Annotated in this window: 22 protein-coding genes and 2 pseudogenes; 13 read left to right on the forward strand and 11 right to left on the reverse strand. The window is 70.7% G+C overall.

Annotation, left to right across the window (positions count from 1 at the left end; translation table 11 throughout):
* Positions 1 to 39: 39 nt before the first annotated feature.
* From ACH4ZX_RS33590 to ACH4ZX_RS33600, 3 genes are all read right to left on the reverse strand, one after another.
* Positions 40 to 1,365 (reverse strand): MFS transporter, encoded by a 1,326-nt coding sequence (locus ACH4ZX_RS33590; protein ID WP_398281344.1) that lies wholly within the window; start codon positions 1,363 to 1,365, stop codon positions 40 to 42.
* A complete protein-coding gene (locus tag ACH4ZX_RS33595) occupies positions 1,358 to 3,814 on the reverse strand; it encodes an amino acid adenylation domain-containing protein (protein WP_398281213.1) in 2,457 nt (818 codons plus the stop codon). The genes ACH4ZX_RS33590 and ACH4ZX_RS33595 overlap by 8 nt, the downstream gene beginning before the upstream one ends.
* Positions 3,815 to 4,128: 314 nt before the next feature.
* Complete coding sequence (locus ACH4ZX_RS33600; protein WP_398281216.1) at positions 4,129 to 4,959, reverse strand: dienelactone hydrolase family protein; 831 nt, start codon at positions 4,957 to 4,959, stop codon at positions 4,129 to 4,131.
* A 141-nt stretch (positions 4,960 to 5,100) separates the two neighbouring features.
* Between ACH4ZX_RS33600 and ACH4ZX_RS33605 the strand changes: the two genes are divergently transcribed.
* Positions 5,101 to 6,126: a GlxA family transcriptional regulator gene (locus tag ACH4ZX_RS33605; RefSeq protein WP_398281219.1), complete on the forward strand. Its 1,026-nt coding sequence runs from the start codon at positions 5,101 to 5,103 to the stop codon at positions 6,124 to 6,126.
* Positions 6,127 to 6,148: 22 nt separating this feature from the next.
* Here the strand turns inward: ACH4ZX_RS33605 and ACH4ZX_RS33610 are convergent.
* Positions 6,149 to 6,723 (reverse strand): annotated as a pseudogene (locus tag ACH4ZX_RS33610) (transposase); the annotation flags it as partial.
* 330 nt (positions 6,724 to 7,053) lie between these two features.
* Between ACH4ZX_RS33610 and ACH4ZX_RS33615 the strand changes: the two are divergent.
* Entirely contained in the window at positions 7,054 to 7,887 is an 834-nt protein-coding gene (locus tag ACH4ZX_RS33615; RefSeq protein ID WP_398281347.1) for a PIG-L family deacetylase, read from the forward strand.
* Between the two features lie 531 nt (positions 7,888 to 8,418).
* Entirely contained in the window at positions 8,419 to 10,437 is a 2,019-nt protein-coding gene (locus ACH4ZX_RS33620) for a TIR domain-containing protein (RefSeq protein ID WP_398281222.1), read from the forward strand.
* Positions 10,438 to 10,585: 148 nt separating this feature from the next.
* Here ACH4ZX_RS33620 and ACH4ZX_RS33625 read toward each other — a convergent pair whose 3' ends face one another.
* Positions 10,586 to 10,825, reverse strand: a complete 240-nt coding sequence (locus ACH4ZX_RS33625; protein WP_398281225.1) for a hypothetical protein — start codon at positions 10,823 to 10,825, stop codon at positions 10,586 to 10,588.
* Between the two features lie 24 nt (positions 10,826 to 10,849).
* Between ACH4ZX_RS33625 and ACH4ZX_RS33630 the strand changes: the two are divergent.
* The 7 genes and pseudogenes from ACH4ZX_RS33630 to ACH4ZX_RS33660 all read left to right on the forward strand — a co-directional run bounded on the left by ACH4ZX_RS33630 (position 10,850) and on the right by ACH4ZX_RS33660 (position 17,262).
* Positions 10,850 to 11,374: pseudogene (locus ACH4ZX_RS33630) on the forward strand (ATP-binding protein).
* A 68-nt stretch (positions 11,375 to 11,442) separates the two neighbouring features.
* A complete protein-coding gene (locus tag ACH4ZX_RS33635; RefSeq protein WP_398281228.1) occupies positions 11,443 to 11,949 on the forward strand; it encodes a GNAT family N-acetyltransferase in 507 nt (168 codons plus the stop codon).
* Positions 11,950 to 12,284: 335 nt separating this feature from the next.
* Entirely contained in the window at positions 12,285 to 12,599 is a 315-nt protein-coding gene (locus ACH4ZX_RS33640) for a hypothetical protein (RefSeq protein ID WP_398281350.1), read from the forward strand.
* 282 nt (positions 12,600 to 12,881) lie between these two features.
* A complete protein-coding gene (locus tag ACH4ZX_RS33645) occupies positions 12,882 to 13,031 on the forward strand; it encodes a DUF6207 family protein (protein ID WP_398281231.1) in 150 nt (49 codons plus the stop codon).
* 592 nt (positions 13,032 to 13,623) lie between these two features.
* Complete coding sequence (locus ACH4ZX_RS33650) at positions 13,624 to 15,057, forward strand: flavin-containing monooxygenase (RefSeq protein ID WP_398281234.1); 1,434 nt, start codon at positions 13,624 to 13,626, stop codon at positions 15,055 to 15,057.
* On the forward strand, positions 15,054 to 15,500 hold the full coding sequence (locus ACH4ZX_RS33655; protein WP_398281237.1) for an ester cyclase: 447 nt from the start codon (positions 15,054 to 15,056) through the stop codon (positions 15,498 to 15,500). Before ACH4ZX_RS33650 ends, ACH4ZX_RS33655 begins: the two co-directional genes overlap by 4 nt.
* Positions 15,490 to 17,262, forward strand: a complete 1,773-nt coding sequence (locus tag ACH4ZX_RS33660) for a CocE/NonD family hydrolase (protein WP_398281240.1) — start codon at positions 15,490 to 15,492, stop codon at positions 17,260 to 17,262. Before ACH4ZX_RS33655 ends, ACH4ZX_RS33660 begins: the two co-directional genes overlap by 11 nt.
* 222 nt (positions 17,263 to 17,484) lie before the next feature.
* On the opposite strand, the gene ACH4ZX_RS33665 is transcribed toward ACH4ZX_RS33660, so the two are convergent.
* Positions 17,485 to 17,937 (reverse strand): hypothetical protein, encoded by a 453-nt coding sequence (locus tag ACH4ZX_RS33665; protein ID WP_398281243.1) that lies wholly within the window; start codon positions 17,935 to 17,937, stop codon positions 17,485 to 17,487.
* A gap of 182 nt (positions 17,938 to 18,119) precedes the next feature.
* Positions 18,120 to 19,124, reverse strand: coding sequence for a hypothetical protein (locus ACH4ZX_RS33670; protein WP_398281246.1), 1,005 nt, complete (start codon positions 19,122 to 19,124; stop codon positions 18,120 to 18,122).
* 177 nt (positions 19,125 to 19,301) lie between these two features.
* On the opposite strand from ACH4ZX_RS33670, the gene ACH4ZX_RS33675 reads away from it, so the two are divergent.
* The 3 genes from ACH4ZX_RS33675 (at position 19,302) to ACH4ZX_RS33685 (ending at position 22,518) form a co-directional block, all read left to right on the forward strand.
* Positions 19,302 to 19,568, forward strand: coding sequence for a hypothetical protein (locus tag ACH4ZX_RS33675; protein WP_398281249.1), 267 nt, complete (start codon positions 19,302 to 19,304; stop codon positions 19,566 to 19,568).
* Between the two features lie 170 nt (positions 19,569 to 19,738).
* Positions 19,739 to 19,927: a hypothetical protein gene (locus tag ACH4ZX_RS33680; RefSeq protein WP_398281252.1), complete on the forward strand. Its 189-nt coding sequence runs from the start codon at positions 19,739 to 19,741 to the stop codon at positions 19,925 to 19,927.
* Between the two features lie 128 nt (positions 19,928 to 20,055).
* A complete protein-coding gene (locus ACH4ZX_RS33685; protein ID WP_398281255.1) occupies positions 20,056 to 22,518 on the forward strand; it encodes an FG-GAP-like repeat-containing protein in 2,463 nt (820 codons plus the stop codon).
* A 132-nt stretch (positions 22,519 to 22,650) separates the two neighbouring features.
* Here the strand turns inward: ACH4ZX_RS33685 and ACH4ZX_RS33690 are convergent, their stop codons facing one another.
* From ACH4ZX_RS33690 to ACH4ZX_RS33705, 4 genes are all read right to left on the reverse strand, one after another.
* Positions 22,651 to 23,340, reverse strand: a complete 690-nt coding sequence (locus ACH4ZX_RS33690) for a DUF4328 domain-containing protein (RefSeq protein WP_398281258.1) — start codon at positions 23,338 to 23,340, stop codon at positions 22,651 to 22,653.
* Between the two features lie 987 nt (positions 23,341 to 24,327).
* The gene (locus ACH4ZX_RS33695; protein WP_398281261.1) at positions 24,328 to 24,759 is read right to left on the reverse strand and encodes a hypothetical protein; all 432 of its coding nucleotides are present in this window, start codon (positions 24,757 to 24,759) and stop codon (positions 24,328 to 24,330) included.
* A gap of 128 nt (positions 24,760 to 24,887) precedes the next feature.
* The gene (locus ACH4ZX_RS33700) at positions 24,888 to 25,148 is read right to left on the reverse strand and encodes a hypothetical protein (protein ID WP_398281264.1); all 261 of its coding nucleotides are present in this window, start codon (positions 25,146 to 25,148) and stop codon (positions 24,888 to 24,890) included.
* Positions 25,145 to 26,596, reverse strand: a complete 1,452-nt coding sequence (locus ACH4ZX_RS33705; RefSeq protein WP_398281267.1) for an MFS transporter — start codon at positions 26,594 to 26,596, stop codon at positions 25,145 to 25,147. Before ACH4ZX_RS33705 ends, ACH4ZX_RS33700 begins: the two co-directional genes overlap by 4 nt.
* Positions 26,597 to 26,656: the final 60 nt, after the last annotated feature.

Raw genomic sequence — 26,656 nt, forward strand, 5'->3', positions numbered from 1 at the left:
CGGTCGGCCCGCAGGGGGGCGGGGGCGTGACGGTCGGGGTCAGGCAGTGGCGGCGTCTTCGCCGGGCAGCGGCGGGGGGTTGCGCAGAACGGGCATGACGAGGCCGACGACGCCGAGCAGCACCATCCAGGCCAGCATCGACACGATCGTCGTGGTGGTGCCGGCGTACTCCAGCAGCACGCCGGCCATGAGGGGGCTGAGCAGGCTGACGGACTGGGTGAAGAACCGGCAGGCGCTGTCCACCCGCCCCTGGAGTTGGTCGGGCACGAGGACGATGCGGTACGTGGAGATCACGGAGTTCCACAGCGGCGCGACAGCCAGCATCAGGCCGAAGACGACTCCCATCACGACGACGCCGCCGGGCAGGAACAGCAGGGGCAGCAGTGCCGCCCACACCCATGGGAAGCCGAGGACGACCGTCGTCGCCGACACCCGGTCCGCCGCCCACGAGGCCACGACCGAGCCGATCAGGCCGCCCGCGCCGGAGAGGGTGAGCACGGCGCCGACGAGAGCCGGCGAGCTGCCGTGCGCGTGCGCGGTGACGATGAGCAGCGTCGGCATCGCATTGCCGACCATGTTGCTCGCCGCCACCATCAGGACGCTGGCACGCAGGAACCGCTGGCGCACCAGCCATGACAGGCCCACTCCGATTCCCCGGATGATGCCCCCTGTCTCCTTCCCGCGGGCCGGTGTGGAACGGAACGGCGTCCGGATCGCCGAGACGGTGAGGAAGGAGACGAGGTAGGACAGGGCGTCGCCGAGGAACGGCAGGAAGCGCGAGACGGCGAACAGGGCGCCGCCGAGGGATGGCCCGGCGAGCATGGCGCCGTACTCGCGACTCTCGTTGCGCGCGGTGGCCGCCCGTACCTGTGACGCGGGGACGACGTGCCGCAGGGCGGCGACCTCGGCCGGGGAGAACAGCACCGCGGCAGAGCCCTCCACCAGGGCCACGACGACCACCTGGGGGTACGTCAGCAGGTCGGTGGCCAGGCCGACGACGAGGGTGGTCAGGGCGATGAGACAGACCAGGTCGCAGGTCAGCATGAGCCGCTTGCGGTCGACCCGGTCGGCGATGAGCCCGGCAGGCAGGCCCAGGATCCACTGCGGTGCGGCGCGCACCGTGCCGATGAGGCCGGCCATGACGGGCGAGCCGGTCAGGGACAGAACCAGCAACGGGTAGGCGACGTACGCCATGCGGCTGCCGAGGACGGACGCGAGCTGGCTGATCCACAGCAGGGTGAAGTCACGGTTGCGGCTCAGCGGCACCACGGCCTGCTCGGCCTGCTCGGCCTGCTCGGCCAGCGCGGCCTGCTCGGCCGGCGCGGCGGCGCCCGAGTCCGCTTCGGTGTCCAGGTCGTCAGGCATCGTCACGGCCTGCCTCCAGAGTGTCGCGCAGCCAGCCGACGACCCGCTCCAGTTGCGGGCGTTCCATGACGGAAAGGTGAGTGCCGGGCACCTCGGCGAACACGGTCCGCGGTGCGTAGTCACGCCAGGCATCGAACCAGGACCGGTCCCAGTTGCCGTTCTCGGCCCTGAGGACGTGCAGCGGCACGTCGGCGGGGACCGGCCGGTAGGCGCGTTTGGCCTCGCGGAAGAAGCGGTTGCGCCGCAGGCGTTTCTCCAGCGCGTCCTTGCCGAGGCCGATCTGCTCCTCGCGCAGGTCCAGTTGGCGCATGTGCCCGGCCAGCAGGCCCGGCGCCCGGTCGGCCCATTCCCGCTCGGGGATCCTGCCGGACAGGTCCAGGAGTTCCTCCAGCAGCCGGTCGACGCGGTCCCGGTTGGCCGTCTCGGGGGCGGCCACCACGGAGTCGACGAGCCCGACCCAGCCGACCTCGTGGCCGGCGCGGTGCAGCTGCGCGGCCATCTCGTAGGCGACGACGCCGCCCATCGACCAGCCGCACAGCAGATACGGTCCTTTCGGCCGGCGCTCGGTGACCAGCCGCACATAGGCCGAGGCCATGGCCGCGAGCGGGTCGGGGGCGTCGGAGTCGACCAGCGACTCGTCGAACTCGATACCGGTGACAGCGAGTTCGTCGCGGAGCATGCGGGCCATCTCGTAGTAGCCGGTGATGCTGCCGGTGCCCTCGTGGACGCAGAACAGCGTCTGCGGCGCCGTGCTCGACGTGAGGTCGACCAGACCGTGCGCGCTCTGCCGTCCCGGCTCGGGACGGTCGATGAGGCCGGCGAACTCCCGCACGGTGGGCGCGCCGAACAGCGAACGCAGTGGCAGGGTGACGCCGTGCCGGGAACGCATCCGGGCGATGACGTGGGCGGCCAGCAGGGAGTGGCCGCCGAGGTCGAAGAAGTCGTCGTCCAGACCGATCCCGTCGACATCGAGGACGTCGGCCCACACGGCGGCCACCACCTGCTCCCACGGAGACCGCGGGGCGATGAACGCGGCCTCCAGGTGGGGCCGTTCGGCACCGGCCGCGGGCAGCGCCGCACGGTCCACCTTGCCGTTGGGGGTGCGGGGGAGCGCGGGCAGGACGACGAACGCGGAGGGCACCATGTGCTCCGGCAGGGCCGGCTCCAGCCAGGAGCGCAACTCGCCGACGGTCGGCCGACCACCCGGGGCGGCCACGAGGTAGCCGATCAGGCGCGGCTCCCCCGGGGTGTCCTCCCGGGCGACGACGACGGCCTCGGTGACCGCTTCGTGTCCCACCAGCCGGGTTTCGATTTCGCCGGGTTCGATGCGCATGCCGCGGATCTTGATCTGGTGGTCGGTGCGTCCGAGGTGTTCGAGTCGGCCGTCCGCGGTCCAGCGGCAGACGTCGCCGGTGCGGTAGAGGCGTCCGGGGGTGAAGGGGTCGGGGACGAAGCGTTCGGCGGTGAGGGCGGGCTGTCCGAGGTAGCCGCGTGATACGCCGGCGCCGCCGATGAACAGTTCGCCGGGTACGCCGATGGGGCAGGGGCTGAGGTGTGGGTCGAGGACGTAGACGCGGCTGCCGGTGATGGGACGGCCGACGGGATAGGTCCAGTCGTCGTGCCGGGGGGCGCGGGTGCGGGTGGTGGTCATGGTGGTTTCGGTGGGGCCGAACTGGTTGGTGACGCGGTCGTGCAGCCAGGGGCAGTGCGCGATCCGGTCGGCACGCAGTCGCTCACCGCTGCACAGCACCAGCCGCAGTCCGTCCAGCGAGCCCGGCGGCACCGGAACGTCGGCGAGTTCGTACAGCAGGGACGGCACCACGCTGGGCAGCACGGTGACCCGGTACTCGGCGAGCAGGTCCGCGACCTGCCGCGGCTCCTGCGCGGCGCCGGGCGGGGTGATGAGCAGGCGGGCGCCGGAGCCGAGGGCGCCGAAGACCTCCCGGACCGAGGCGTCGAAGCCGGGAGCCGCGATGGCGGCGAGGGTGTCGGCCGGCCCGATGCCGTACTCCTCGCGCAGGAATTCCAGGTGGGAGACGGCGTTGGCATGCGTGGTGACGACGCCCTTGGGCCGGCCGGTGGAGCCGGAGGTGTACATCACGTAGGCAGCGTGGTCTCCGTCGGCTCTCACGGCCGGGGCGCTGTCGGGGAGCGCGGACCAGTCGACGCTCTCCAGGTACACGGCGGCCTCGCGGTGCTGCGCGGGCAGGGCCGACGCGGCGTCGCGGGACGTGACGACGACACTGGCCGTCGTGGCGTCGGCCATGAGTTCGAGGCGTTCGGCGGGAAGGCCGGGGTCCAGCGGGAGGAAGGCGCCGCCGGCCTTCAGCACGGCCAGCTGGGCGGTGACGGCATCAGCCGAACGCGGCAGGCAGATCCCCACCACGGACTCGCGCACCCTGCTCGCCCCGGCCCTGATCGCCCACCTGTCGCTGCGGGTCTCCGCCAAGGCGGGCTGCTCCCCTGCGTCCACCGCCCGCCCACGGCGTGAACGCCGGTGTCCGCACCCTATGGTCGGAAACCCACTGACGGCCGTCTCGACTCGACTCGCCAGCACCGGTCCTGCCACCACAAGATCGTGGACAGGAGACGTTGCCGGTCCGGCAACCCGTGGCTGTCGACGATCAGCCTCATACGCCGGCCTGCCTCCTCGACGTCGGCGCCGGCTGGGCCCAGACGGAGCCGAGGCCGACTTCGACCGGGCCGCCCTCGACGCCGCGGAGAGAACGACCTCTGCGGGAGGCCTGGCGGACCGCGGCGCGGTCAGGTGGCGGGCTGCGGTCGGCCCCTGTGCGGATGCAGGCGGCCGGCGAGGAAGGCGAGTATCTCGTCGCGGGCCCGGACCGTGGGGTGGCCGGCCTCGTCGACGAAATGGGCGGTGACGACGCTGTGCGGGGTGCCGACCAGGTCGGCGAAGAAGGGCGGCGGGGCCGGGTTGGCGGCGCTGTCCGGCAGGACGCGTCCGTCGAAGGCGTCGCCGAGCAGCGCGCGGTACGCGGCGAAGCGTTGTCCCGTGCACCAGTGGTCCCCCTGGAAGCGGTAGGCGAGGACGGTGAGTGCGTCGCGGTGGAGCCGGTCGCGCACCGCGTGTGCGTCCGCCGTGTCGAATTCGAGTCCGCCGGGGTCGTCGAGCGGCAGCGACGGGTGGTTGACCACGGGGGCGATCACCGCGGGCTCCAAGGCCATGGTCAGGGCGAAGTTTCCGGTGAAGCACAGCCCGATCACGCCCACCCCGGGTCCGCCGCACGCGGTGTGAGCCTGGCGCGCCAAACCGCGCAGCCAGACCGTCACCGGACTGGTGCCGCCCCCGGCAAAGGCGCGGAACTCGGCGCTGACACAGGCGCGACGGAGGACCTCCCGGCCGCCCTCGACCGTGGGGAAGGCGCCGTCCGTCCCGAACAAGGAGGGCACATGGACGGTGAAGCCCGCGTCCCGCACCCAGCGCGCGAGCCGCAGGACGTCGGGACTGATGCCCGGCATCTCAGGCAGCACCACGACCGCGGGCCCGGCCCCGGCCACGTACACCGTCTTCTCCACCCCTTCCACGGTCACGCTCCGGCGGCTGAAGTCGTTGATCGGATCGTCGTCGCTCATGGCGGAAAGCCTGGCCCCGGACCTGCCGCCGGATGAGGGGCAGGATCGCCGAGCCCGAGGGTAATCTCGCCAAGCGCGAGGAAGGCGAGCGGCAGGCGGTCGGCGTCCCGAGGCCGGGGAGACCAGGAGGCAGAAGGAGTGATGGCGGAGTACGGTGCGGAACCGGGCGCCGGGTGCGGTGCGCTGCGGGTCGGGGTCCTGGCGTACCCGGAATGCTTCGCGTCCGAAGTGTTCGGCGTCCCCGATCTGCTGACGATGGCCGGGCATGTCGCCGGACCGGACGCGCCCGGCTACCAGGTATCGGTGATGTCGCCCCGTCGCCGGGTCACCGCCTCGGGCGGTGCCCACTTGGACGTGCGCCCGTTGCGCGAGGTCGACGTCCTCGTGGTCCCCGGCTTCGAACTGGGCCCGGACACGGACCTCGACGCGCGGCTCGCCAGACTCACCCCCGAGATCGTGACGATCCGCGAGCAGGCCGCCGCCGGCACCGCCGTCGTCTCCCTCTGTGTCGGCGCGTTCCTGCTCGCCGAGGCCGGGCTCCTCGACCGGCGCCGGGCCACCACCTCCTGGCTGCACGCCGGCGAACTTGCCAGGCGCTGTCCGGACGCCGACGTCCGCCCCGAGCACCTGGTCGTCACCGACACAGGGGTGACGACCACAGCCGCCTTCAGCGCCATGTACGACTTCGCGCTGGACCTGATCCACCGGTACAACGGCGCCCGTGTGGCACGCACCACGGCCCGGGTGGCACTCGTCGACGACGCGCGGACCCTGCAGACCCCGTACGTCGACCCGCGGCTCCTGCCGCAGCCCGGCCGGGACTTCTCCCATCGGGTCATGCGGCGGCTCGACCAGAACCTCACCGAGCCGTACGACCTGGCCGCACTTGCGAACGCCTTCCAGGTCAGCACCCGGACGCTGCTGCGTCGCTTCGCCGAAGAGACCGGGCGCAGCCCGCTGGCCCATCTTCAGGCCACCCGGGTCAGCCGCGCCCGCCATCTTCTGGCGACCACCGACCGCACCGTCGCCGCCGTCGCCGCCGCCGTCGGCTACCAGGACCCCGGAACTTTCGCCGCCCTCTTCGCCCGCCACACCGGCCACCGCCCGAGTGCCTACCGGGCCGCCTTCCGCCGCACGACCCGGGAGTCCGCACCGGGCACCGTCTAAGAGGCCTTTTTCTCCCGATGTTTCATCCCGGAATTGTTGTTTGATCCTGTGGCGTCGGGTTGCGCCAGGAGATGGTGTTCTCGCCGGTGAGGCGGCGGGCCATCAGATCGGTCATGGCGAGGTGGATCAGGGCTTCGGAGCGGGCGGGCAGAGCTTCGTAGTCGCGGGACAGGCGGCGGTGGAGCATCAGCCACCCGTAGGTCCGCTCCACGGTCCAGCGTTTCGGCAGCGGGGTGAATCCCCTGGTCCCGGGGGTGCGTTGGACGATTTCCATGTCGATGCCGAGACGGGCGGCGTGCTCGACGAGGTGCTGGCGGTAGCCGGCGTCGACCCAGATTCTGCGGATGGTGGGGTGGCGGCGGTCACCTGGTCGACCAGGTGGGTGCCGGCGACGGAGTCCTGCACGCTCGCGGCCGTGACCAGCACCGCGAGCAGCAGTCCGAGGGTGTCGGTGACGATGCTGCGTTCGCGGCCCACGATCTTCTTCGCGGCGTCCGTGCCCTGGCCGGCGGCCGGGACGCTGGTGGAGGTCTTCACGCGCTGCGCGTCGATCACGCATGCGGACGGCCACGCATCTCCACCCGACATGCTGCGCAGTGCTGTGACCGGCTGCGGCCGGGGCTTGGGCCGTCGTGGCCGCATCTCGGGGGCTGAGTGTCCTCAGGCTCCGGGAGGTCGAGGGTGTCCGGATCCGTCGGGGCAGTGGCGTAAAGGCGACACCTGGGAGTCCAAGGGGCCGCGCCGGGAACAGGCGGTCGGGTCGGGGCGGTTGCATGACCGGGGGACAGGCACCTCACGGGCGGGGGACACCCAGGACCACAAGGTCGTCCGTCCCCATGGACCATGGACCATGGACCCGGACCCCGGGATCGCGTTACGCCCGCCGCGTACTCGGACCAAGACATGATGGTGCAGGAGGACTGTTTCATGAATGACCGGCCCTTGACGCTCATGGCCGTACACGCCCACCCCGACGACGAGGCCACCGGAACCGGAGGGGTCCTCGCGCGGTACGCGGCGGAAGGCATCCGCACGGTTCTCGTGACATGTACCGACGGCGGTTGCGGTGACGGACCGGGGGGTGTCAAGCCGGGCGATCCCGGGCACGATCCGGCGGCCGTCGCCTTGATGCGCCGTCAGGAACTCGAGGCGAGCTGCGACGTCTTGAAGATCGGTGCTCTGGAGATGCTGGGCTATGCCGACTCCGGCATGATGGGCTGGCCGAGCAACGACGCCCCTGGATCCTTCTGGCAGACCCCCGTACGCGAAGGCGCGGCCCGACTCGCGAAACTCATGCTGCACTACCAACCTGATGTGGTCGTCACCTACGACGAGAATGGCTTCTACGGCCACCCCGACCACATCCAGGCACACCGCATCACGATGGCGGCGTTGGAGATGACCGCGCTGGCACCGAAGGTGTACTGGACCACGATGCCCCGTTCGATGATGCGGCGGTTCGGTGAGGTCCTGCGCGAGTTTCAGGAGGACATGCCGGAGCCGGATCCTGCCGAGGCCGCGGCGATGGCCGAGATCGGCCTCCCCGACGATGAGATCACCACGTGGGTGGACGCCACCGCGTTCAGCGGTCAGAAGTTCGACGCGTTGGCCGCGCATGCCAGTCAGGGCGAGAACATCTTCTTCCTCAAGATGGGCAAGGAGAGGTTCGGCGAGTTGATGGGCACGGAGACCTTCGTACGGGTCCAGGACGCCACCGGCGCGGCCGTACCCGAGACCGATCTCTTCGCCGGACTGCGCTGATCCGCCCAATCGACCGGCCGGGAAAGCGTATCTGTCGGCGACGGCACGGCACGGTACGGCGCGATCGAGCGGGTCACCCCCCTCGTCGGCGGCGTCGACGCGTGCTCGACTTGCTGCCCGACAGCGCGCTCGCCCTCCAACCGCCTGGTGAGCGGGCAGGTGAGGGATCTGTGGGCTGCTGACCAGGAAGGTGTGTGACGGCCCCCAGGTCACCAGCCCGGCGGTCTGTGCGGACCAAGACAGACCGTCGGGCAGGCGGCACCAAGCGCAGGCTCCGAGGTCCGACGCCCCGTCAGGCGATGCCCACGGCGTTGTCGCGCGTGTTCGCCGCAACGACGACGACCGTGACGACCAGGACCGAGGACGTCCACGGCCGGCCCGCGCTTGTGGCAGGGCACCTGCTTGGCCGGATCCTGGCCGGACAGGGCAAGACAGGTGATGGCCAGAACGACAGCTTGGCGCAGAGGACGGCCAGGTGTCTGCATGGTGGGTGGCCACGGATCGGTGAGCACGGACAAGGCCCTTCAGCGAGTGAAACGAACGCTCACATGTACGCCCCGGACCGAGGCGACCGCTTCCCGGACCCTGCTGATCAGCTATGCGGGTGTCGACCGTCCCTGGGCCGAGTGGATCGCCTGGCACCTGCGCGAGACGGGGCTCGACGTCGTCCTGGACGTGGCCGAGGTTTCCCCGGGGGACGCGTTCGCGCGACACCTGCGCAGCGCCGCGCAGGCCGCCGACGCCGTGATCATGCTGCTGTCCAAGGCGTATGTCGCACCAGGACGGAGCGCACCCGGCACCGGCTTCTTCCTGAGCGGCCACTCCGTCATCCCGCTGGCCGTGGAGAACCTGGCTGCCGAGGACCTGCCGGCTTCCCTGCCCAGTGTCCTGCTGCGCAACCTCTCCGGTCTCGACGAACCGGCCGCCCTGGCCGCCCTGTTCGACGCGGTCAACAGCGCGCTGCCCGGACTGTTTCCACCCTTCCCGTACCCTGTGCCGCCCCCGGCGTTCCGACGCCCCCCTGTCCCCACCCGCCTGTCAGTTCCCGGCACCTGGAACGTCGGGCGCCGCAACCCGGACTTCACCGGACGGGAGCCGGCCCTCGCCCACCTGCGTGATGTCTTCGCGGCGCAGGACCGCCGAACCGTGCAGGTGCTGCACGGGCAGGTCGGTGTCGGCAAGTCGGAGATCGCGGCCGAGTACGCCCACCGGTTCGCCGGCCTCTACCACGTCGTCTGGTGGATCGACGCCGAGGACCCCGAGTCGATCCCCCGCCAGTACGCGGAACTGGGCCTCGACCTCGGTATCCGAATGCCCCGCAGGGTGATCGCCGGCACGATGCGGGCGCTGTTCGAGCATCTCCGCACGCGTGACGACTGGCTGATCGTCCTCGACGGCATGGAGGAACCGGAAACAGCCGACCGGTACCTCCCGGACGGGCCCGGTCACCTCCTGGTCACCTCGAGGAATCCCGCGTGGGCGGAGCACGCCCGTCCGACGCACCTGGGGGTGTTCACACGCCACGAATCGGTGGAATTCCTCACCTCGCGGCTGGGGGTGACCCCCGAAGAGGCCTACCTGCGCGCCCAGGAACTGGGAGACCACCCTCTCGCTCTCGTGCAAGCCGTCGAAACGCGCAGGACAGGAGTGCCGCACTACGACCTTCCTCCCCTCTCCCAGGCCGTCACCCGCCTCGGTCACGAAGATCCCCTCGCCATGAACCTCCTGCGCATGACGGCGTTCCTCGGCCCCGAGCCCGTCCCGGTCGCCTGGGTACCGGGTCTCCTCCAGCAGCACGCGCTCCCCGAGTTCCTCCTGGGTTCGCCGCAGCCCGACACGGTGCTGCGGCTGCTGGCCCGCCGGGGCCTGGCGGACGTGGAGGACGACACCTTCCGGATCCACCGGCTCACCCAGGCGCTGGTCCGTGCCCGCAGCGACGAGGAGACGGTGTCGGGCAAGGCCGCCGCCTTCCTCGCCACCATCGACGTCGGCCCGCCCGACGTACCCGACGCGTGGCCCCTGTGGTCCCTGCTCACCGCGCACCTGGCCACCGGCCATCTCCGGGCGGCCGAGCAGCCGGAGCTCCGCCCGCGCCTGCTGCGAGCCGTCGACTACCTGATGGCGAGCGGACAGCACCAGCCGGCACACGACCTGATCGTCTCCCTGAGCCGGACCTGGTCCGGCACGCCGGGAGCCGACCACCCCGACTCCCTCGTCCTGTCCAACGCCCTCGCCGTCACCCTCAACTACCTCGGCAGGCACCAGGAGGCGTACGCCGTCCACGAGGACAATGTGACCCGGTCCCGGCGCATCCGCGGTGACGACCACCCCGACACGCTCGCCGCCGTCCACAACCTCGCACTCTCCCTGCACCGACTGCACCGCGTGCCCGAGGCCGTCCCCCTGCTCCAGGACGCACACCGGCGCGCCCTACGCGTACTGGACCCCGGCCACCCGGTCACCGAACGCCTCACCAAGACCCTCATCGCCCTGCTTAGACTCGCCGGCAGGCAGCACGAGGCGGAGGAACTCCTGCACGGCCGAGACTGAGGCATGTCCGGCGGAGGGAGGTCCACCGGTCCGGGAGACAGCGGGCGTCGGCAACATGGTCGCCGGCATCCGCGGAAGCGGTTCTGGCCGGTCCCCTGGCAACGCGTGCACCGGACCTCGGAGCCTTCTTCGGCCGGGAGCGTCGCTGTCACCGCAGTCGGTTGAATGCCTGGTCGGCATCGGCTACGGCCTCGGGGTGGATGCCGTGGGCGGTTCGACCGTCGGCGATCTTCTGCCAGTCGGTCCGAGCGAGCACTCGCTGGACCGCGAGTACCTGGGCGGCGAACAGGCGTGCCTGGATGCCTTCGCCGAGGGCGTCCGCCAGTGCCTCCTCATCCTCGAGCTGGTACTGCGTGAGCCGTCCCGCCAGGCTCGGTGTGGTGAACACCAGCCGAGCCGCGAAGGAATCGTCTTGAGCGAGCTGACCGGCAACCGCATCCGCACCACGGCCGCGAAGCTCGGCCTGCCCCACCTGGCCGAGGCCCTGAACCAGTACGCACAGCGGGCCGACAAGGCCAAGATGGGCTACCTCGCCCTCGCGGTCGCAGCCTGCCGGGCCGGCTAATCGATCTACTTCACCAGCCTCGACGACATGGCCCGGGACTGCTGCAGGGTTGGGTGACACCTGACCAGCAAACTCGGCACCTACCTCCGCCCCCGCGTCCTCGTGGTGGACGACGTCGGCTACCAGCCCCTGGAACGAGCGGAAGCCAACCTCGTCTTCCAGGTGATCTCCAAACGCTACGAGAATGGCTCGATCACCCTCACATCGAACAAGACATTCAGCGGCTGGACAAAGACCTGCACCGACCCCCGCCTCTGCGCGGCCATCGTCGACCGCCTGACCTTCAGCGGTACCGTCATCGAGACCGGCACCGACTCCTACCGCCTCGCCAGCACCCGAGCCCGAGCCGAGGGACCCTCGAAAGCTGGCTGAACTGCGCACATGCTCCTGACAGCCAGTGCTGTCCACCCGTTTACCGGCGGTGCGGCAGACTCAATTGCATGGTGACTTTGCACATCATCACGTCAGATGACTGGTTGTTGTGGCAGGAGATCCGCGTTGCCGCGCTGACCGATGCGCCGCACGCGTTCAAAGCCAGGCTCGCCGACTGGCACCGGGGTGGCCGGGAGCAGTGGCGTGCTCGCCTGGCCATCCCCGGTTCCTACAACGTCGTCGCGCTGCTGGGAAGCCTGCCTGTCGGGGTGGTCAGGGGCATCCCCGGGGACGGCGAAACCAGCGAGCTCAGGTCGCTGTGGGTCAGTCCCGAGGCACGAGGCCACGGCGTCGGAGACCAACTGATCGAAGCAGTCACGACGTGGGCCCTTCGATCGGGCTCCACAACACTGAAGCTCGCGGTGATCCCGGGAAACGAGTCCGCCACCGCCCTCTACCAACGCAACGGGTTCACCAGCACCGGAGAACTGGGGGACCTGTTGTCCGACGGCGTGACCAGGGAGCAGGTAATGGCCAAGAGGCTTCGCGACCCGCAACGCCGTCATTTCTCGTGAACATGGCTGGCCGGGCTGATCACCAACTGACGTCGAAACTCATGACCACGTGCTGTGCTACACGTGAACAGAGCCAGCGAGGACACCGGCGGACCGCGCCGACGCGTGAGGACGACCAGCGCACGCATCAACCGCACCAGCCCGGCCCCGGCCAGAGTCCGGGTGCGCACCGGTAACCGCGTCCGGTGCGCACCCGGCGCGCGCCGACCACCGCGCGATATCCCTCGGGCCGTCCCCAGCCCGACGCCAGGCGCATGGGCCAGTGGTGCCGCCTCATGTGTCAGACCCGGGTGGAAGGCTTGGTGGGATTCCGGGTCCGTGGAGAGGTGGCTGTCGTGTGGTGCGTGGGGGATGTCTGGCAGCTTCGCCGGGGAGAGCAGGTGGTCGGAGAGATCCTCATCGAGGAGGGCGACTTCCCCTGGCTGTCCGGGCGCTTCGTGCCGGCTGAGGGCTTTGCCGAGGTGAAGCCGCTGTTCGAGCGTGAACTGGAACTGGTCGAAGAAGAGGACCTCGACGAGTGGGACGAGGTGGTCCGTGAGATTGGCGAGGAGCTCCAGTTGGTCGCTCCCGCGGGTCCGGTTGCGGAGTTCTTGCTGCATATCGACGGTGAGCGGGCCTGGTTCCGCTGGAGCGACGAGCCGTTCGTCTGAGTGGCGGCCCCGCCGTCGTGGAGTCCGCCGCAGCGGAACGACGTCGTTCCGGTGCTGGTGCATGGTGGGCGGGGCGGCTTCTGGCGTGGCCGGCAGCGCGATGAGGGTGACCGGCTGCTGGCAGTGCGGGCAGGTGCCCCGACGTTCCGGCCCGCCGGGACCGGGGCGGCGGCAGCCTCTGACTGCCCCCACCCGGTCGGGTGAAGATACGGCGGGGGCGGAACTCTCCCCGGGCGCCTGGGCGCAGTGCCGACATGGACCCGATCAATGAGGTGCACGTGAGTGAGCCGGGTCTGGTCGTCGTCGATCGTCGCGGCCGCCGATGGCGTCACCGCGCTCGCCTTCCAGCAGATGCTCGCCGACCGGTGGGCGACGGCCACAGCCGACCGCACGACGTGGGCGAGGCTGGCGCACGGCTGCGCTGCTACCTGAACCTGATGTAAACGCCTCCAGGCCGCTATTGGGTGCCTATAGACGTAGCGGTCGGCGGCGTGGACCTGCACGGTGTTGAGTCGGTCTACGAGGGATTGGGGGACGAGAGCGTCCCCGAACGCGCTGGCTCTCCCCGCCGACGCGGGGTGTTCTGTCTGCCCTCGTCCGGGCGGAGACGTCGACGCTGGGGTCCTCCCTGCCGACGCGGGGTGTTCCAAACACCCGCGGCGGATCGCCGTATCAGGGCGCGTCCTCCCTGCCGACGCGGGGGTATTCCGATCAGCAAGGAGGACGCCCAGCGCGACCTCGAGTCCTCTCCGCCGACGCGGGGGTGCTCCCAGGACGGTGGGATGGTGCGCGGTTGCCGTACCGGGTGACGCGGTCGGGTGATCAGAGGTCGTGCGGTTACGTGCTGATGGGGGCGCCCGGCGTCCCGGCGCTGCTGGCCTTGGCGGCGGACGCCGTCCGGGTGGGTGGAGCCCGGCGTCGGCCGGCGGGCGGGGCGCGACCAACGTCGGGGCGGGCGCAAGGGTGTCTTTAGCCAAGACATGGACTCTTTCCACGGCGGTGGGGTTTGTGAGGGGGTGTTCGGGTGTCTGTGCGTGTGTGTGTCATCGGGGCGGGGGTGTGCGGGCTTGCGGCCGCGCAGGTCCTCAGCGAGCGGGGTATCCCGTTCGACGTGTATGAGAAGGGCTCCGACATCGGGGGCCAGTGGCGTTTTGGTAATGACAGCGGTACTTCCGCTGTCTACGACTCGATCGAGCTGAACAGCTCGCGGGACATGAGCGGGTTTCCCAAGTTCCCGATGCCCGAGGACTATCCGCTGTTTCCCGGGCATCCGCAGATGCTCGACTACCTCATGCGCTACACCGAGTACTTCGGCCTGCGCCGGTACATCCGTTTCCGGACGTCGGTGGCCGGTGTGGTCAAGGACGGGTCCGGTTACGTGGTCACGCTGGGCGACGGGCGGATGCGCCGCTACTCGCACGTGGTGGTCGCCAACGGCTTCCACTGGGACCCGAAGTGGCCCAAGCCCGCGTACCGGGGCCAGGGCGAGTTCACCGGCATCCAACTGCACAGCAAGGACTACAAGAGCGCCGATGGGCTGCGCGGCCGACGGGTGCTGGTCGTCGGATCCGGCAACACCGCCTGCGACCTGGCCACCGAACTGTCCGCCGTGGCCGACCGGGTGGTCTCCAGTGCCCGGCGCGGTTTCTGGATCACTCCGAAGCGCCTGTTCGGCAGGCCCGCCGACCAGGTCAACCGTCCGCTCGCCACCATCGTGCCGCCGTTGGTGCAGAGCCTGCTGCTGACCGGGATGCTCTGGCTGTCGCAGGGCAGGATCAGCCGGTACGGCCTGGCGGCCCCGGGGCATCTCGCGCTGCGCACCCACCCCGCCACCTGCGAGGGGTACCTGCCGGCGGTCAAGGCCGGGCGGATCGCTGTGCGGCCGGGTATCGAGCGTTTCGACGGCGGACAGCGGGTGCGGTTCACCGACGGCTCGGTCGAGGAGTTCGACGCGATCGTGTGGTGCACCGGTTTCACGTTCAGCTTCCCCTTCCTGCCCGAGGAGCTGACTCCGGTGATGGTCGGCCCGATGCGGCTTTTCCGCCGGATCGTGATGCCGGATCACGAGGGGCTGTTCTTCCTCGGTTTCGCCAAGACGCTGAGCGCCATCACCCCCGTCGCCGAGGCGCAGGCCGAGTGGATTGCCGATCTGATCGAGGGACGTACCCGGCTGCCCGGCCGGGAGACGATGCTGGCCGAGATCGCCGCCGACGAGCGCAGGGTGCGCCGGCGCTACTCCGCCACGCCCCGGCTCACCGTCGAAGTGGACGTCTACCGCTACCTGCGCCAACTGCTGCGCGACCGCCGCCGCCACCTCGCCGCAGGCCCTCCGCTTGCTGTTCACCGCAACCGTGACACCCCCGGTGACACCTCCAGCCTCACCCCCAGCCCCGGCCCCGGCCCCGTCCGCCGGCCGGGCCCGGCCGGATCCCGCCTGAGCACCCAGGAGTCTTCATGACGATCGACCCCGCCCCGGCCGAGGCGCACCGCATCTGGGAGAAGTGGATCGCCCTGTGGAACGGCGACCTCTCCCTCGGCAAGACACTGCTCGCCGAGCGGCTCACCGTCCACTCGCCGAAGCTGTCGGACAGCATCGACCCGAGCCTGATCGGCGACCGCGACGGCGCCCTCGCCCTGATCGGCGGCGTCCAGGGCATCGCGGACCTGACCTACACCACCGAGGTGGGTCCGGTCGCCGAGGGGGCCTACGTCACCGGCGGCTGGCGGCTGACCGGCACCTACCGCGGGGGGCTGCCCGAGGCCGCCGCCCCGCCCGGCACGCCGGTCACCAACCGGGGCATCGACATCCTGCGCATCCACCAGGGCCGGGTCGCCGAATGGTGGAGCGCCGCCGAGAACCTCCAACTGCTCGCCGCTCTGGGACTGCTCCGTGCCGGCTGAGCGACCGGGCGGCGCGCTCGCCGCACGCCTGGCGAGCCGGCTGATGCGGCTGCCGCCGGCCGTCACCCCCGGCGTCCGGGTCACCAGGGGCATACGGGTGCCGATGCGGGACGGCGTCGACCTGCTCGCCGACCACTACGCGCCGGTCGGCGCCGTCCGCCCGCCGACCCTGCTGGTGCGCAACCTGTACGGCTGGGACCTGCCGATCGGCCTGCTCTACGGCCGGCTGTACGCCGAGCGCGGATACCAGGTGCTGGTGCAGCGCTGCCGGGGAACCTTCGGCTCGGGCGGAACGCTCGACCCGTGGGTCCAGGAGGCCGCCGACGGCCGGGACACCGCCGCCTGGATGAGTGAGCAGGACTGGTTCTCGGGCGAGTTCGCCACCATCGGGGCCAGCTACCTGGGCTACGTGCAGTGGGCCCTGCTGGACGACCCGCCGCCCGGACTGCGCGGCATGGTGGTCCAGATGGGTCCGCACGAGTATGCGCCGGTCGCCTGGCCGGGCGGCGCGTTCGCCCTGGACACGATGGCCGGCTGGGCGTCGATGCTCAGCCACCCCAAGCGCGGACCGGTCAGGGACACTGTGCGCCAGTTGCGGGAGAAGCGGAGACTGCAGCGGATCGCCTACCGGGAGCTGCCGCTCGGCCCGGCGCTCGCGCGGGCGCTGGGCCGCGACGACCCGCACCTCGACGCCTGGCTGGCGCACGAGGCCGGAGATGATCCGTACTGGTCCGCCTCCGACCACAGCGCCGGGCTCGTACGGGGCCCCGGTGTTCCTGTGCTGCTGCAGGGCAACTGGTACGACGCCTTCCTGCCGCAGACGCTCCAGCAGTACGCACTGCTGCGTGCCAGCGGCGCGGCACCCCGGCTGACCATCGGACCGTGGACGCACACGGCGGTCGGCCGCTGGTGGCCGGCCTTCATGGCGGACTACCTCGACTGGCTCGCCGAAGTCTTCCCCGACCACCAGGCCGTCGGCGGCCACCAGGTCCGCCCCGGCCGCCGGCCCGTGCCCGGCTCAGGCCCCGAATCCGGATCCGGCCGCAACGCCGCCGACCGCCCCGCCGAGCCGGACCCGGTGCGCTTGTTCCTCCTCGGCGCCGACGAATGGCGCGGCTTCGGCGCCTGGCCGCCGCCGCAGGCGCTCTCCCGAAGCTGGTACCTGCATCCGGGCGGCCGGCTCGATTCCGCCCCGCCGCCGTCGAGCGGCCCCGACCGCTACCGCTACGACCCGTCCGACCCCACCCCGGCCGTCGGCGGCGCGTGGACGGGCGCGGGTGCCGGACCGCGGGACAACCGCGCGCTGGAGGCCCGTGCGGACGTACTGACCTTCACCACCGACCCGCTGGAGGCAGACCTGGACGTTGTCGGCGAGGTCTCGGTCGAGCTGTACGTACGCTCCAGCCTCGCGCACACCGACTTCTTCGCCCGGCTCTGCGACGTGCACCCGGACGGCCGGTCGGTGGACATCACCGACCGGCTGATCCGTGTGCGGCCCGGGTCTGCGGCCGCCGGCCGGACCGGTGCGGACGGGGTGCTCGCGCTCGCCCTCGACCTCGCACCGACCGCCTGCCGGTTCCGGGCCGGCCACCGCATCCGGCTCCAGGTCTCCAGCGGGGCCCACCCCCGCTTCGCCCGCAACCCCGGCACCGGCGAGCCGACGGCGAGCGCCGTCCGTCTGCTGGCGGCGGACCAGGAGATCCACCACGACCCACGGCACCCCTCCGCGATCCGGCTCAGCGTCCTTCCGTCCGCGATCTGATTCCTCGGACCGACCCCTGCGGGGTGTGTCATCGTCGGGGGCGTCGAACCCAGTCATCAGCTTCGCGGTCGCCATCAGGAAGCACAGTGGGTCGTCCGGGGTGAGGAACCGCCGCTTCGACAGGGGTGCCGGTCATGCCGGGGAACCTCGCGTGCGGCAACGCTGCGCGCATCTGCCCGGCCAGGGAATTCGACCGCGCTGACCGGGTGCGGCCCGCAGCCGTCACTGCGTGATATCGCGCCACCAGGCGGCCACGCGGCTGTCCATCCAGTAGAGCATCTCGGCCTTGCCCGTGGTGCTGTCGGAGCCGCCTTGGCTGTTCTCGATGGGCCAGCGCTTCTCCTTGAACAGTTGCGCGGAGATGCGGCTGAGAGCTGCGTGCTCGTTGCTCTGCTGACGCTCAGGAAGTTTCGAGCGCTCGAGGATCTCCGTGAAGGTCACCTTCTCGCCCGGGCGTTCAGCGGTGGCCTCGAAGAGCGCCCGAACCCCGGGGAGGTGGTTCACCCTGTGCCACAGCAGCTCTACCTGAGCCTTCGTCCACAGCCCCTGGCGTCCGAGGTCGACAGCGGTGTCGGTTCCATCGATCTGCGCGAGCAGGCCGTTGAGCTTGACGCTGAGAGCTTCGGTGTCGGCGAGCGCGGCAACGACAGCGGCGCGCAGCGTAGCGTGGTCCATCACATGCCCCCTGTGTGGTTTCGTGGACGAACCCCTACGACCGAGACTGTAGGGCTTCGTCCACGAAACCACAATGGCTTGATGGCTGGTCGCGACAGCAGCGCAGTGCGCTTCGGCTCCGGAGCGCGCGATGCCGGCGAAGGGAGTCGGTGGAGACCTGTCTGGGAGCCGACAGTGTCCTGTCAGGCGGATTGCTCGGCACCGTAGTAGCCGTGGTGCATCCGGAACCTCATGGGATCAGTGCCGTCCGCTCGGATGTGTTCGATCAGCATCGACCGCAGCGGCTCGGGCAGATGCTTGCCTTGTGCTCCGGTCCATTCGAGGGATGCGAAGAGCTGGGCCGCGCCGTCGAGCTGGGCCGGGCTCGGCGAGCCGGTGGCGAGCGCGGTGAGGATGAGGTCGGCATCCTCGGCGAGCAGCAGATGCTGGACCGCCATGTCGTACCACTTCAGGCCGCCGGTGGACTCCCTGGCGGGAACCCCGGCCCATGCCAGCAGGGCGCGGATCCGTTCGATCCCGTCGGGATAGTCGTCTTCAACGCGTGCGGCGAGCCGGGCCTTGGCGTCGCGCAGGCGACCTGACCAGGCTTCAGGGTCACGCCCCGGCGGGTTGGAGATCTCCATGGCCGCGTCGCGCAACCCGGCGGGCGCGGCCTGGAGCCAACGCAGCCGGCGCCGGTCCGCCTCGGCCTCTCGCACCGCCAGCTCAGCCTGAACCTCCTGCGATCTGGTCAGGCCTCGCTCTGCCAGCCATGCGCTGACTGCCGGACCGTCCCGCAGGTCGGCATCGCAGTCACCGATTCCTTGAAGACTGGACTGGTGGTGCAGCGTCCAGCAGGCGATCAGCTCTCCCTTGACGTCGTGAACCATGATCGTCGGCCAGCCGTTGCACCGGCACCGGTCGCCGGTACCGCCGTCCACAAGAGCCAGGACCCGCGCAAGGTCCGCGATCTCAGCACCGGTCACCACGATCCGCGCCACGCCGGCGGAGTCCGCCTTGGCAGGGGATGCCTCGGCGATCACGACGCGCCCGGCACGGTTCAGTACATCGCCAAGGCGCGCCGTTGTGCGAGCGCCCTCGTCCATGCCCATCATTCCTTCGTGGATCACGTCCGTGAGGGTATCGACGCCGTTGCGGTGACGGCCCGCGGTTTTCGGTGAACCAGCCTCGACAACCCATCGGTTCATGGACGCCCTCTCCCGACGGACGGTCAGGCCGCCCTGCTCAGCAGGTGAACGCCCACCTCACCTCCGGGGAGAGCGGCGTGGACCTGAGCGCCACCGCCGAACCCGTCATCGTGCAGGAAGACACCCAAGTCCACGTCGGCGTCCACCTTCGTCCGTATCGACGCCCTGACCCAGAAGGTGCGCGAAGGCGACCGGATCATCAGTGTCCAGGCCCTGGCCGTAGTGGGCGTCAACGCCGACGGGTGCCGGGAGATCCCCTGGCCTGGACGTCGCGATCACCGAGGACGGTGCGGGCCGGCTCGCCTTCCCGCGCGCCCGCCCGTCGCCCGGGCCTTGTCCGGCGTCCAGCCCGTCGTCTCCGACGCTCATGCCGGCCCCGTCGACGGGATGCGCCGCCCTGCCCGGCGTGTCCTGGCAGGGGTCAATCGTCAGCCGACGAGGTGAGAAGGCCAGGACCGGTGTCCATGGTCCCGTTCCATCGGTCCATCCCGGCCCGCCCGGCTCGTAGGGGAACCGGGCGGACCGGGCGGGCCGGGATCGCGGCAGCTGGCTCACACCGGGGCCTTTCTGCCAGGTGTGCGTGCCGTCCGCGCACGCCCCTCGGGTACGTCTTCATGGCCGGGCGCGACGATCCCGAGCAGGTGCCGGTCATCACCGCGCAGCCGTCCGTGTCCAAGCGGCACATCACTGCCGCGGCGCGCCTGTGCCCTGACCTGGACGGCATGGCTGTGGAAACATCTGCCACGAGGGTTTCTTACGGGCAGGAGCGGGTTTACGCCCTGTCAGTGGTGCCCGGACCGTGAAGGGTTGCCGCCGAATCCTCTTCATCCCTGCACGCCATTCAATCAAACTCTTTCACGATTCGCTTACGAATCCCCTAAGGTGCCCATCGGGGGGCGAACGCCCCCTACGGGGGAGGGAATTCACACACATGGGCAGATCAGCGCTGCCGTCGGGCCGTCGTTCCGCGGCCGCCGCACTCGTCACCGTCTCGCTCGCCCTCTCGGGCAGCACGCTCCCGGCCGTACCGGCCGCCGCGGCGACCGTGCAGCCGCCGTGGAGCAGTCCGGTGTCGCTGTACGGCTACAAGTCCGAGGTTCACGACGTCGTCATCGCCAAGAACGGCACCGCCGTGGCCGTGTGGACCCAGTACACGACCGGCGTCCTCCACTGGGCGACGCGCCCCGCGAACAGCGAGACGTGGACCACCGGGATCCTGGCCTCCGAGACGGTCAGCGAGGCGCGCCTCGCGGCCCGGCCGGACGGTTCGGTCGCTGCGGTGTGGACCACGACCGGCCACATCGCCTCCGCCACCCTGGGCGCCGGACAGTCCGCCTGGTCGCAACCCACGGTGATCGCCTCGGACCAGAGCACGGACTTCGAATCCCCCGACCTCGCCGTGGGGCCGGGCGGGACGATCGCCGCCGTGTGGAGCCAGCGCGTGTGGCGGACCGGCAGGAGCGAGGCGTACGCCGCCACCCTGGTCGGGGAAGGCACCTGGTCCACCCCGGCGCAGGTCAGCAACGCCGCCACCTACGCGGGTGTCTCCGGCTATGGGACCGTCGGGAACCCGCAGATCGCCTACGACGGACAGGGCGGGCTCGTCGTCTCCTACTGGATGAGCGTGAACTCCCAGTACTACCGGGTGATGACCAACACCAGGCCGTTCGACGCCTACACCTGGCCGACCCCGCAGGAGATCACCCCGGCCACCCACGCTCCCACGCTGGCCTCCGCCCCGGACGGCTCGGTCCACCTGGTGTGGCAGGACGCGAACGGCACCTTCCAGATCATGCGTCGTGCCGGCGCGGCCTCCGCGTGGAGCCGGCCGCAGACCGCCGCGACCGCCGTCGGCGAGCCCGCCGAGATTCCGGAGCCGCTGGTCGGGCCCGACGGCGATGTCACCCTCGTCTGGACCGACCGGGCCACCGCCGGCGCGGGCACCGTACGGACCACCACCTTCGACAGCGCCGGCGGCACCTGGTCGGCGTCGAGGACGTTGTCCTCCGGTGACGCCCAGTACACGTCCGACGCGGTCATCGCCCCCGACGGCTCGGTCCACGTGCTGTGGCCCGAGCTCGACGCCGACCAGAAGCGCGAGTCCGTGTGGGAGTCCACCCTGGCCGGCGGGGAGTGGACGTCCGCGCGCCGGGTGGGCGGCGTAGGGTCGGTGCACACCGAGATCGCGGCGGACGCCGTCGGCTCCGCCACCGCGGTCTGGGGGCCGTCGTCCACCATCTCCTCCGACACGGAGGTGATGGCCTCCACCATGGCCTGGCCCACCCTCAAGGTGACGGACAGCACGGTCCCGGAGAGGGTGTTCCTGAACGGCACCACCTCCTCCAGCGCCGCCTGGACGCCTTCCTGGACCACCAACTCCGCCGTCGCCTCCTGGACGCTCACGCTCAAGGACACCGCGGGGCGGACCGTCCGCACTCTCACCGGCAGCCCCGGCTCCGCCACGACGATCGCCCCGGTCTGGAACGGCCGGACCAGCACCGGCGCGATCGCCGTCAACGGCAGGCTCACCTGGACGCTGAAGGCCGTCCAGTACGGCTCCGGCACCGCGTCGACGCTGGGGACCGGCACCATCGCGGTGGCCGGCGGCCGCCCGGCCTTCCGTGACTTCAGCGGCGGCGCCGACATCGTCTCCGACGGCTTCGGCGACCTGCTCCAACTCGACACCTCGGGCAGGCTCACGTGGCTCCTGGGCACGGGCCGGGGCGACCTGACGGGGGGCGAGACCGGCGGCGGCTGGTCGACGAGCATCAAGGCGGTGCCGTTCGGCGACCTCAACGGCGACCGCTGCAACGACGTCCTCGTCCGCGTCGGCGACGCCCTGCGCGCCTACCGGCCGGGCTGCGGCAACGCGCTGTCGGCCGCCGGCACGCCGTACAAGACGGTCTCCACGACCGGCTGGAAGCAGTACGACGTCCTGACCCACCCCGGTGACGTCACCAAGGACGGCCGCCCGGACCTGATCGCCCGCAACTCCTCCACCGGCGCGGTCTACCTCTACAAGGGCACCAGCACCGGCACCCTCTCCGCCCGCGTGAAGCTGTACGCCAACTGGAAGACGTACAAGAAGGTCGTCGGCGCCGGTGACCTCAATGGCGACGGCATCGGCGACCTGATCGCCCAGGACACCTCCAACAACCTGTACCGCTACTTCGGCAAGGGCGACGGCACCTTCGCCGGCCGCGTCAAGATCGCCAGTAGCTGGGGCGGCTCCTACAACGTGGTGGTCGGCGTCGGCGACATCACCGCCGACGGCAAGAGCGACCTGATCGCCCGCGACACCGCCGGCAACCTCTACCGCCAGTCCGGCGACGGCAAGGGGTCGTACGGCACCCGCGTCAAGATCGGCCTCAACAGTGCCAAGGGGCTGTTCTGACGGTCCTCCGCCAGCGCGGGCGGGGGCGCGAGCCAAGTGTGCGTTGAGTCTCAGCGACACGCCGCGTACACGGAGTGTCGCTGAGACTCAGTCACCAGTAGTCGGCAACAGGGACTGCTGCAGGTCAAGAAGTCACCCGATCGTGCGGCAGATTCCCTTGCGCTCCTGCATCCGGGTCAGGTGGACGACCACCACGATGGCGAGGACCGCGGCCGCGATGTCGAGGCAGTCGGAGAACAGCATCGTCCCGGCGGCCTCGCGCAGTTCGTCCGCCGTCTCGGCCTGCCGGGAGCTGCGGTCGGCGAACTGGCCCACGAAGAGGCTGACGAGCCACAGCGTCCACCAGGCGTTGACCGGCGTGTGCCCGGTCCGTGAGCCCCAGGGAGCGCTGGCGTCCCAGCTGTCCGCGACGATCCGGCGTGGGAACCACAGGTTCACCACCGGGCAGAACCAGGCGCCGATGGTCCAGCCGCGCTTCATGCGATGCCGGGAGGCGTCGAACACCTCGGCGTTCACCCGGATCCGCCACAGCCAGCACAGGTAGACGACGGCCGTGGCCACCAGCGCGACACCCTGCGCGATGCCGGCGATGCCATAGAGGGCGTCCGCGTGGTCCGCCCGGTCGATCACGTCGGCGCCGGTGGCGCCGTCGGCCAGGTCGCCGGTGACGTCCATCTCCAGCAGGTCCGCGTAGCAGGCGAACAGGTCGGTGGCGATGACGAGGCCGAGCAGCACGGCGGTGGCGCGGCCGAGCGCGGTCGGTGAGCGCGGCCAGGCGCCGGGCGGGGGAGCGCCCGGCGGAGTCGGCATGGGCGTGGTCATGAGGAAGTCCCCCTGAGAAGACGAGATCCGAGCCGGCGCGCGTGCCAAGACGCGCGCGGCCACCGGAACATACGGTCGGATGCCGTCGTACGTCCACTCGGTTCTCAGCCCAGCCAAGTCCGCCGGCTTCCTGAAGTCGGCCCAGGCGAGCGCTGGCTCGCCCGGGTCCCGCAGCTTCTGCACGGTGGCCCGCTGCTGCAGCCTGATGCCCCCGCCGGTGTCCGCGCCCTCTTCCCCGTCTTGGGCAGCCCGGTCGGCCTCGGCATCGAAGCGACTGTGTATGCCCAACTGCTCCAGACCGTGAGCCGCGGGGACGACCTCAGCCTCGCCGCCTCACTCCGAACCCGGTCCGAGGAACTGGGCCGCCGCTGCCCAAGCACGTGGGCTGACGGGATGTCATGCAGGACACGAAGGCGCGGTGGAAGGCGCGGCGCTGTTCGGGCGTGAGGCGGTCCAGGCCGGCCGGTCAAGCGGGGCATGGTCTCGTACGTGGGCACGGCGAACTCCTTCAGGAAGCACGAAGCCCCCGGCTGGCGGCCGGGGGCGGTGGTGACTGTTCGTGTTCAAGGGCGTCGGTGACGTGGTGCTCGGTCGTGGGTTGTCGGGGCAGTGGTGCGCGGGTGTGCGCTCAACGACGGTGGAGTCGGTTGCGGCGTGATTCCGGGACGGGTTGGCTCGTGTGGTCGTCGCGCGGCATTCGCTCGACGCGTCAGGCTTCGTCGCTGGGTGGTGGGGGCATCGCCTCCTTCCACTCGACGGGGTGGAGTGGGCGGCAGCCAGCGGGGCACCAGCGGTTCTTCACGCCCTCTCAGAGACCCTGGCTCGGCCTGGCCGGCCTGGCTCGTCTCATGGAGAACCGCGCCGGAGGCGAGGCCCTGGCCCACGATGTGATCGCTTCAGCCCTCGGCGCCGCGACACCGGTCCACGGCTCACCTCCTGTTTCCTGACGCGTCGACGGACAGGCCCTCAGGGCGGCCTCCGCTCCCGTCACCGGAAACCGCCCGTCGGAAGGCGGAGGTTGAAGAGGCTGCCGTGGAGGGACTGTCCCGTGTCCGGCCGCGGCTCGGGAGTTCCCTGGTTGAGGCCGTACCACAGGACCGACTGGTTCGCCGTGATGACGGGGATCTGCAGCTCCTGCTCAAGCGGCAGCACCGCACCCTGAGCGCGGAACCCGCTGCCCGGGACAAGGATGCCGTCGAGAGCGGTGTCCTCGGCGTCTTTGAACGCCGCGAGTGTCTGCCGGCGGACGTCGTCCGGATCCACGACCCATCGGGCGCCCTTGTCGATGGCGTTGTACCGGGGAACGGCCGCCCATTGCGGACCGAGGTCGACCTGGGCGATGCGGATGCCCTCGATGCCCACCGCGGTGAGGTACCTCTCGGTCGCCTCGAAGGCCGGGGGAGTGAACCAGGGAGGCATTATCACCAGTGGCCGACGGACACCGGCGGCTTTCAGCGCGGCCGTCAGGCCACCGCTGCGGTGTAGGCCGGCGTGTCGTGCGAGTGCGACTCGGCCTCCGCGACGAACTCCGTATCGAAGGACGGTCCTTAGAAGAAACTGCTCGATCCGAAACACAGGGCAATGCTGTCGGTGCCCAGCCGGCCCAGGTGGTCCAGGCCCCGGGCGACCTCGGCGGACGACGCCAAGGCGCGAGCAGGGCTGCCGACGTACTCCGTGTCGGCCGCACGAGGGCGCTCGAAGCGAGCTGTGTGGACGGAGACGCCTGCCGCAGCCATGCCCCAGATTTCCGTCTCGGGCACGGGGTCGTTGTGGATGACGAGAATGCCCAGCCGGGCCGCGGTGGTCATCCGGCCCTCTCTTCCTCGGGCGCCGCGGCGGGTTCGCCGATCGCGGACGGCTTCGGCGCTCCGGCCTGGGCCGCGGGTGCGCGGAATCCCGCCCAGGACCACACGATCCCGACGAGCGCGATGGCGGCGGCCAGCAGGAACGCGGGCAGGAAGCGGCCGTCACCGGGGTCGGTGCCCAGGACGATGACCAGGACCGCCACTCCGAATGCGCCGCCTGCGTACTGGGACGTGGTCATCAGGGCACCGGCGACGCCCTGGTTGTGGTCGGCGACGTCGCGCGTCCCGCCGACGAATATGGAGGTGTAGATCATGCCGTGGCCGATGCCGCTCACAAGGAGGCCGGGAAGCAGGCCCACGAGATACGAGTGGTTGTGCACTGAAACGGCGAGCAGCACGAGGCCGGCCGCTCCGAGGGCGAAGGCCGGCGGCAGCGTGCGCTGTACGCCGAGTGAGTTGATCAGACGGCCGGCGATCATGTTGCCGAGCGTGATGCACACCGCCAGCGGCAGGAAGGCGATGCCCGCGGCCAGCGGCTCGAACCCGCGCCCTTCCTGGAGCAGGAGCGTGACCAGGTAGAACTCGGATCCCGCCACGCTCGCCATGTACAGCGCCGAGGCGCCGCACCCGACCAGGAGAGTGCGAGTGCCCCGCAGCGAGGATTCGACGAGCGGCTGAGCACTGCCGCGCTCCCGGGCGACGAAGAGGGCGAGCAGGACCACGGCTGCGACGAAGCTGCCCAGCGCGAGCGGATCGGTCCAGCCGACATCCGCGGCCAGGGTGAGTCCCAGCACCGAGACGAGCACGGTCGCTGTGCAGAGCACGGCGCTGAGGACGTTGAGGGGTACGGCCTTCCCCCGGTCGGTCTTGCCGGGCAGCAGCCGCGACGCGGCCAGCGCGCACGCGGCAGCGAACGGCAGGTTCACGAGGAACGTCCAGCGCCAGGACACCGTGGTGAGCAGGCCGCCGATGACGACGCCGGCGGCGAGGCCGCTGGCGCCCACCGTTCCCCAGACGGCGAGTGCGCGGGTGCGCTCGCGTCCCGGCCGGAAGGTCGTGTTCACCAGGGCCAGGATCGAGGGCTGGAGCGTGGCGGCGGCGACGCCCTGCGCCCCTCGGGCGATCAGCAGCAGGGAAGCATTTCCGGCGACGCCTCCGGCCAGTGAGGCGCCGCCGAACAGCAGCAGAGCGGCGATGAACATGTTGCGCGCGCCCATACGGTCGGCGGCCCGCCCGCCGACGATGAGGAATCCGGCGAAGAAGACGGCGTAGGCGCTGACCACCCACTGGATGGTGCTGCCGGACAGTCGGAGGTCCGAGCCCATGCTGGGCAGGGCCACGAAGATGACCGAGAAATCGAGCGCGATGAGGAACTGGGCCGCGGACAGCGTGACCAGACCTGCGACGGGACTTTTCGGCGCCGCCATGCCGGGTGTCGTCGGTGATGCCATGTCTTTTTCCAACCGCCTTTGTGTGTCTTCGTGTTGGCGAGGAAGTGCATGTTGTGGCGC

It is taken from the genome of Streptomyces sp. NPDC020490, assembly GCF_044335305.1.
Classification (GTDB): domain Bacteria; phylum Actinomycetota; class Actinomycetes; order Streptomycetales; family Streptomycetaceae; genus Streptomyces.

Bases quoted from the DNA above. Each gene is read 5' to 3' on its own strand.
- ACH4ZX_RS33590 (WP_398281344.1), bottom strand. From the start codon at position 1,365: ATGCCTGACGACCTGGACACCGAAGCGGACTCGGGCGCCGCCGCGCCG.
- ACH4ZX_RS33635 (WP_398281228.1), top strand. From the start codon at position 11,443: ATGGTGACTTTGCACATCATCACGTCAGATGACTGGTTGTTGTGGCAG.
- ACH4ZX_RS33600 (WP_398281216.1), bottom strand. From the start codon at position 4,959: ATGAGCGACGACGATCCGATCAACGACTTCAGCCGCCGGAGCGTGACC.
- ACH4ZX_RS33685 (WP_398281255.1), top strand. From the start codon at position 20,056: ATGGGCAGATCAGCGCTGCCGTCGGGCCGTCGTTCCGCGGCCGCCGCA.
- ACH4ZX_RS33655 (WP_398281237.1), top strand. From the start codon at position 15,054: ATGACGATCGACCCCGCCCCGGCCGAGGCGCACCGCATCTGGGAGAAG.
- ACH4ZX_RS33700 (WP_398281264.1), bottom strand. From the start codon at position 25,148: ATGACCACCGCGGCCCGGCTGGGCATTCTCGTCATCCACAACGACCCC.
- ACH4ZX_RS33695 (WP_398281261.1), bottom strand. From the start codon at position 24,759: ATGCCTCCCTGGTTCACTCCCCCGGCCTTCGAGGCGACCGAGAGGTAC.
- ACH4ZX_RS33615 (WP_398281347.1), top strand. From the start codon at position 7,054: ATGAATGACCGGCCCTTGACGCTCATGGCCGTACACGCCCACCCCGAC.
- ACH4ZX_RS33665 (WP_398281243.1), bottom strand. From the start codon at position 17,937: ATGGACCACGCTACGCTGCGCGCCGCTGTCGTTGCCGCGCTCGCCGAC.
- ACH4ZX_RS33705 (WP_398281267.1), bottom strand. From the start codon at position 26,596: ATGGCATCACCGACGACACCCGGCATGGCGGCGCCGAAAAGTCCCGTC.
- ACH4ZX_RS33670 (WP_398281246.1), bottom strand. From the start codon at position 19,124: ATGAACCGATGGGTTGTCGAGGCTGGTTCACCGAAAACCGCGGGCCGT.
- ACH4ZX_RS33690 (WP_398281258.1), bottom strand. From the start codon at position 23,340: ATGACCACGCCCATGCCGACTCCGCCGGGCGCTCCCCCGCCCGGCGCC.
- ACH4ZX_RS33605 (WP_398281219.1), top strand. From the start codon at position 5,101: ATGGCGGAGTACGGTGCGGAACCGGGCGCCGGGTGCGGTGCGCTGCGG.
- ACH4ZX_RS33680 (WP_398281252.1), top strand. From the start codon at position 19,739: ATGGCCGGGCGCGACGATCCCGAGCAGGTGCCGGTCATCACCGCGCAG.